The sequence below is a fragment of the Lapidilactobacillus luobeiensis genome (genome assembly GCF_024345205.1).
Taxonomy (GTDB): Bacteria; Bacillota; Bacilli; order Lactobacillales; family Lactobacillaceae; genus Lapidilactobacillus; species Lapidilactobacillus luobeiensis.
Genome location: NZ_BROC01000048.1, coordinates 1 through 6914, shown reverse-complemented (window position 1 = coordinate 6914; position 6914 = coordinate 1). Strand labels below are relative to the sequence as shown.

Genomic DNA, 6914 nt, shown 5'->3' with positions numbered 1-6914 from the left:
TTCTCCGCTCCAGCCGCTCAACGTTTTAACAGCCGTTTGAGCACTCACGCCATTTGGCAGGCTATGGCCAATTGATGGGGAACTACGCAATGGACGACCGTGGATAGTGGTCATACGATTGATTCAGGTCCACCTCCAATCTTTACAACTCGACCGAATTCTACCTATAAAGTTACCGATCAACAACGAATTTCGGTTGCTCGTCTTGATTCATTAAGATGACATTGTTGGCGACGATCGCGGCCATGGCATCACGGGCTTCCACGGTGGCGTTGCCGATATGGGGCGTTAAAATAACATTCTTCAAAGTCTTGAAACCAGCGTCAAATTCGGGCTCGTTTTCATACACATCAAGGGCTGCGCCACCGATTTGGTGATTTTTTAAAGCCTGCAGGAGCGCTGTTTCATCAACGATTGGTCCGCGACCAACATTGATCAACGCCGCCGTTGACTTCATCTGTGCAAATACGGCCGCGTCAAATTGATGATGGGTTTGTGGGGTCAGCGGTGCATTAATGCTGATGTAGTCACTTGTTTGAATCAAGTCCGCAAATGATTTATAGTTGACTTCAAGGGCGTTTTCATCCGCCGCGCTGATCCGTCGAGGCGAGAAATAGGAAACGTGCATACCCAGCGCGGTGGCCTTTTTGGCGATTTCACGACCGATATTACCTAAGCCGACAATACCCAATGCCTTACCCGAAATTTCATGGCCGAGAAAATACAGCGGGGCCCAGCCGGGGAAACCTGATGCCCGCATTTGATGATCACCTTCAACGATCCGATGACTTAGGGCCAAAATCAACCCAATTGTCAGTTCTGTCACTGAATTTGTTGAGACTTGCGGTGTATTTGAAACTAGAATGCCTTTGGATCTGGCATAGTCAACGTCAATATTATTGAAGCCGGCGCCAAAATTGGCGATTAGTTTCAGCTGCGGCGCCGCATCAATGATTGCTTCGTCAACTTCGGTCGAAAGCGTCGTAATTAGAAAATCCACATCCCTGACCTGAGCTAATAATTCGGCGCGGGTGATCAAGCCTTCACCTTGATAGACTGCCACCGCTAAATGGTTTTGTTGTAATTTGTCCAGCGCAAGCGTTGGTAATTGTGCGGATACATATACTTTTTTCATGAAATGGCCTCCTTAGATTGGCTAAAACCATCATAAGTCCTGGCGACCAAGCTGACAATAACGCACTTTTAAGTTACCACAGAAAGGAGTCCTTGCTTTGACCGACTTAATTCGTCAAGATGTTCTCAAGAAACTGGAAGATGGTGACTACAGCTGTCGCAAAGAGTTCACCTTAGCCATGTTCAGTGGTAAATGGAAAATCAATCTGATCTACCACTTGGGCCATGACGGCGCTTATTATTTCTATGAATTGCAACGATTATTGCCCCAGGCGTCACACAAGGAACTCGCCAAAAAGCTGAAAGAATTAGTGGCGGATGGGCTACTCGATCGTCAGGAAGAGGCTGGACCAAGAACGAAAACGGTCTATTCTTTGACGCCGCTGGGGCGATCATTGCTCCCGATCATTGATGCGATGTACGCTTGGGGAGACCAACGATTAAGCGAATTGCAGTTGGATAAGATCACCTTTAGTCTAGGCGATCCCAAAAAATCCTGATCGATCACGGTTGATCAGGATACCGATTTCTGCTGGCGGCGCAAACGTCTTCCTGAAAACGATTGACTACGGAAGCGCGGTTATCTTGTGAGAGCGTTTTCTCATCATTATTTGGCGAGCAATGATTGATAATTCGCGCTTACTTTGACAATAATTAAAATTTCATTAGACTATTGTGCCAAAATAGGATAACATATAATTGAATTTTGAAATTTTGGAGGTTGACTTAATGAGTAAAGAAATTACCAGCGCAAATATTGAAAAATTTGCCCAAGATTTTGCTGAATTACCAAAATCAAACGCGACAGCCAATGCGGTTGCCCACAACGGTATTCTGGCTTCCAGCCGGAATATCGCCGCTGATGTCGCAATGACACCAAACTTCTCCGTGGAGATCCAAACTGGCGACGTTGCTAACCAGAAACAATCTGGCCGTTGCTGGATGTTTGCCGCATTGAATACGATGCGCCATCCATTACAAGATCAATTGAAGTTGAAGGGATTCGAATTGTCCCAAAACTACACCAACTTCTGGGATAAATTTGAGAAATCAAACTGGTTCTTGGAACATGTGATCGCAACAGCTGACTTGCCATTAGGCGATCGCAAAGTTGACTTCCTTTTGGCGACACCACAACAAGATGGTGGCCAATGGGATATGCTGTGCGCCTTGATTGAAAAATATGGTTTAGTGCCTAAGGATGTTATGCCTGAGACCTACAACAGCTCAAAATCAAGTGAACTGAACACAACTTTGAACACTAAATTGCGTAAAGACGCGGTTGAATTACGCCAATTAGTTGCCGACAAAGCGACTGCTGATGCGATTGCCGCTGCTAAAGACAAGATGCTCAATGAAGTTTATCGTATTTTGGTCTTTACTTTGGGCAAACCACCAGTTCAATTTGACTGGGAATATACAGACAGCGACAAGGTTTATCACCGCGAAGCTGGCTTGACACCAAAGAGTTTCTATGAGAAATTCGTTGGCCTTGATCTTGAAGATCATATCTCCCTGATCAACTCCCCTACGGCCGACAAGCCCTTCAACCATGTTTATACGGTTGATTTATTAGGTAACGTGGTTGGCGGTCGCCAAGTTCGTCACTTGAACTTAAGCATTGACGACTTCAAAGCCTTAACGATCAAGCAATTACAAGCTGGCGAAACAGTTTGGTTTGGTTCTGATGTTGGCAAAATCTCCGATCGCCAAGCTGGTATCTTGGATACTGAAGTTTACCAAACAGGCGAAACCCTGGATGTTGATCTTTCAATGACCAAGGCTGAACGTTTGGATCACGGCGAAAGCTTGATGACTCACGCCATGGTGATCACTGGCGTTGACTTGGTCAATGGCCAACCAACTAAGTGGAAGGTTGAGAACTCATGGGGTGACAAGCCTGGTTTCAAGGGCTACTTCGTGATGAGTGACACTTGGTTCGATCAATTCGTTTATCAAGTTGTCATTGACAAGAAGTTCTTATCAGCTGACTTGCAAAAGGTCATTGCTGACGAGCATGACAATCCGACTGTTTTGAAGCCTTGGGATCCAATGGGTGCTTTGGCGCTTTAATTCAAATCTTCACCAAAAAAACCATGTCGATTTTGACATGGTTTTTCTTTGTCGCAAAATTTGCGGGTGTTTGCTTGGTTTGCGCTGTGAAAGTATGATGTCCGCAGCTTGCGCTGCGAAATTCGGGGTGAGCTCGCTGTGGGCGTCACTTTGAGCTTCGCAAAACCCGCGAATCTCAAAGCTGAGCCTTGGTCTAAGTGGCATAGCCACTAAGACCAATTTCACGGCGAGCTCACCCCGAATTTCTCCGCTCCAGCCGCTCAACGTTATCATAGTCGTTTGAGCACTCCCGCCAATCGGCAAGCTATGGCTAATTAATAGGGAGCCACGCAATCGACGACCGTGGCTAGTGGTTACCAGCGTTAAATTGGTGACACCAGCGGAGTCTGCTTGATGAACTGAGGCAAGTTTTTGCTGAATCGGCTGAATCGGTCGGTTGCCAACCCAAACCCGCTTAGGTAAGTGAGATAGAGTTGTCGGCACTATCTGAAATGTACCGACCTACTAATTCAAATTCATTGGCATTGCCATACCACCAAAAAAGCGGGCGATTGTTTGACCGCTCGCTCGCAAAAGAACTTCGTCAAATCCTTCACTTCGATTGCAGATAAGCTCAATTCTGCCTAGCAACCGCCTCAGGACGTGTGGCTCTATCTAGAGTGAGAGCCGACCTGGGTAGCTTCTGAGCATTAGCCTAGCAAGGATTTTGGAAGCTGAACTCCGCTTCCAGAATCCTTGCGTAGCTAAGCGGAAGAAGCTAGGTCGGCGAACACGTTTCAGCGGTGAGATTATTCTTAGCGATTTATCGCTTAGAATAAGGCCTGATTTTGAGACAAGCCGCGTTCTTTGCGGATTGGCTCAAAACAGTGCCCACTGCGTTCCAGCCACGACAAACGTCCTGAGGCGGTTGCGTTCCCATCCAAACCCAGCACACCCGCAATTAAGCGGTCACTACTCACCAAGCACGATTTTCTCAGTGACCTGCAAGTGCGCGTCAAACTCGTAAACGATCGGCTCACCATTAGCCACCTCGACCCCATCAAGTTGATGGGGCGACAGCTGCTCAATATACTTCAGCAAGACCCGCAAAGTGCTGCCATGGGCCACGATCAACTGATCATGGCCCTGCAACAATTCAGGCACGACCACATCTTGATAATAAGGGAGCACGCGCGCACTGGCCGTCGCCAAACTTTCGCCCAAGGGTAAACAGCGCGGATCGAGTTCGGCATAGCGTCGATCGTGATCTGGCGCGGTCAACAACGGCGGAACCGTCCAGAAATCCCGGCGCCACAACGCGACTTGATGGGCGCCGAATTCTAAACGAGTCTGTTGTTTGTTATGCCCTCGTAGCGCGCCATAATGACGCTCGTTCAACCGCCAACTTTTCAACAATGGCAAAGCTAGCCAATCACGATCCGCGCAAATGATCAGCGCCGTTTTGATCGCCCGCACTAAAACAGACGTGTGGACGGTCGTCGGCGCGAAGGTTAGGTCGGCCAGTAAGTCAGCGGTGGCGTGGGCCTGAGCGATGCCGCGATCGGTCAGCTGAACATCGGACCAGCCGGTATAAGTGTCATCCGCATTAGCCGTACTCTCACCATGTCGGATCAAGACTAGTTTTACCAAGATTCCAAAACCTCTTTTGCCTTAAACTGGGTCTATTGTAACGCCGATTCAGGAACGGCCGTTAGATTTTGATCGATGGCCGCTAAAACGTCGTCCAACGCGCCATCTTTGAAAGGACTCTGCAAGTGGCCCAACGCCACCAATTGATTGAAACTCAAACTACCACCGGCCTTGGCCATTGCCAGGTAATCTGACCAAGCTTGCGGATCGTGATCGACTTCAAATCGTTTCCAGAATTGGAAGGCCACGACTTGCGCCAAGGTGTAGTCAATATAGTAGAAAGGCGCTTCGAAAATATGACCTTGGCGGTACCAGTAGATCCCTCGATCCAAGTCGGGTTCATCGGAATAATCACGACTAGGCAAATACATTTTCTCCAGTCGACGCCAAGTGGCTTTCCGTTCGGCTGGTGTCCAGTCAGGATGTTGATACACTTCGGTTTGGAAATGATCGACTAGCACACCATATGGCAAGAAGATCAAGGCGCTGGATAAGTGTTCAAATTTATACTTGGTCGTCTGCTCGCCAAAGAATTTCGGCATCCACGGATAAGCGATGAACTCCATACTCATCGAGAAAATTTCCGCCGCTTCATTGGTTGGGAAAATACATTCCCACGCCTTGATATTTTGGGCCATGAAGGTTTGGAACGCATGACCAGCTTCGTGGGTCAACACATCCACATCGCCGGAAGTGCCATTAAAGTTGGCGAAAATAAACGGCGTCTTGAATTTCGGCAAGAATTCGCAATAACCGCCGCCCTGCTTGCCATGATGACTCAAAAGATCCAAGTTGTGATCATCGACCATCATTTGGAAGAACTCGCCTGTCTCTGGCGACATTTCGTGGTACATTTCGTTAGCTTTTGCCACTAGTTGATCAGGTGTCCCTTGAGGCAGCGCGTTGCCACTAGGGAAATTGTACCCCTCATCGTAAAAGGCCAAGTTATCCAAGCCCAAGCGTGTTTGCTGCCGCGCCATCAACTTGTTGACGATCGGTACAACCTTCTTTCGAATCGTCTCGCGGTAGTTAGCGACATCGGCTTCGTCATAATCAAAGCGATTCATGAAATCAAAACTCATCGCCGCATAATCACGATAACCTAATTGATGGGCGATTTTTGTCCGGATCTGCACCAACTGGTCATAAATCGTATCAAATTCTGTTTCATGGTCAACGAACCATTGGGTGGTCGCCGCCGTTGCCCGCCGCCGAATATCACGATTGGGATCATTGCGCAATTTACCTAATTGACTAATATTGTAAGTCTGACCATCAAATTCGATCTGCGCCGCCGCGATCAAGGTTGAATATTGATTGCTGATTTTATTATTCTCTTGCAATAACGGAATCACTGCGGTAGAAAAAGTTTTGATTTGATTCTCGGCCATTTCAAATAAGGTTTCCGGCAACTCTTGACGCAAAGCCTGACGATAAGGCGAGTCAACCAGCGCCTGATAATAGGCTGTGGTGAATTCGTCATATTTGGGACCAAATTCGTTCCAATAATCATTTTCCGCTTCGTAGAACTTATCCAGCGTATTCACGCTAAAGCGAATGTAAGCCAACATCTGTTGCGAAACCACATCACTGTTCAATTGGCTGATCGCCAAGGCGGCCTTAACGGCGGTCAAAGGATCATCGGCGTTCTTCAGCGCGGCGATCAGGGTTTGATACTGTTGGGCTACTTGCTCGTACTCAGGACGAGCGTAAGGCAATTTAGCAAAATCTGTCATAAGCATTAACCTCCTCGGATTCTTTCTCAATTATAAACGACTGCGGATAGGGGAACAAGAGGCGGAGCCAACGAGAATCTGCATTTGACCACCTCTGATACACTCCCGAAAAAAACATCTCCTGATCTGAAAAGTATTGCAGGTGTAGTGGGTTTTGGTGTGGACGTAACCGGCTAGGCCGGCGAACACGTTTCAGTGGTGAAATTGTCCTTGGCAGCTTGGCCGCGGCTTGCTCTGCGCGTGGCGTTGGTGGATTGCAGATGTGGTGGGGCTCCAGGTCGGGCTGGGGGTGGTGGAACGCTGCGGGCACGATTTTGAGCTTTTCGGAAGTGCACCGAAAAT

At 47.9% G+C, this 6914-nt stretch carries 5 protein-coding genes; 2 read left to right on the top strand and 3 right to left on the bottom strand.

Annotated features, from left to right (window positions below; all coding sequences use genetic code 11):
• Positions 1 to 172: 172 nt before the first annotated feature.
• A complete protein-coding gene (locus tag OCU21_RS11070) occupies positions 173 to 1135 on the bottom strand; it encodes a 2-hydroxyacid dehydrogenase family protein (RefSeq protein WP_261807460.1) in 963 nt (320 codons plus the stop codon).
• Positions 1136 to 1232: 97 nt separating this feature from the next.
• On the opposite strand from OCU21_RS11070, the gene OCU21_RS11065 reads away from it, so the two are divergent.
• On the top strand, positions 1233 to 1634 hold the full coding sequence (locus OCU21_RS11065) for a winged helix-turn-helix transcriptional regulator (protein WP_125598969.1): 402 nt from the start codon (positions 1233 to 1235) through the stop codon (positions 1632 to 1634).
• A 229-nt stretch (positions 1635 to 1863) separates the two neighbouring features.
• Positions 1864 to 3207 (top strand): C1 family peptidase, encoded by a 1344-nt coding sequence (locus OCU21_RS11060; protein ID WP_261807459.1) that lies wholly within the window; start codon positions 1864 to 1866, stop codon positions 3205 to 3207.
• Positions 3208 to 4158: 951 nt separating this feature from the next.
• Here OCU21_RS11060 and OCU21_RS11055 read toward each other — a convergent pair.
• Together OCU21_RS11055 and OCU21_RS11050 are read right to left on the bottom strand one after the other, a co-directional pair.
• A complete protein-coding gene (locus tag OCU21_RS11055; protein ID WP_261807458.1) occupies positions 4159 to 4836 on the bottom strand; it encodes a 2,3-bisphosphoglycerate-dependent phosphoglycerate mutase in 678 nt (225 codons plus the stop codon).
• 32 nt (positions 4837 to 4868) lie between these two features.
• The gene (locus OCU21_RS11050; protein WP_261807457.1) at positions 4869 to 6572 is read right to left on the bottom strand and encodes a M3 family oligoendopeptidase; all 1704 of its coding nucleotides are present in this window, start codon (positions 6570 to 6572) and stop codon (positions 4869 to 4871) included.
• Positions 6573 to 6914 lie beyond the last annotated feature (342 nt).

Coding starts and splice junctions, on each gene's coding strand:
- OCU21_RS11070 (WP_261807460.1), bottom strand. CDS start 1,135: ATGAAAAAAGTATATGTATCCGCACAATTACCAACGCTTGCGCTGGAC.
- OCU21_RS11060 (WP_261807459.1), top strand. CDS start 1,864: ATGAGTAAAGAAATTACCAGCGCAAATATTGAAAAATTTGCCCAAGAT.
- OCU21_RS11050 (WP_261807457.1), bottom strand. CDS start 6,572: ATGACAGATTTTGCTAAATTGCCTTACGCTCGTCCTGAGTACGAGCAA.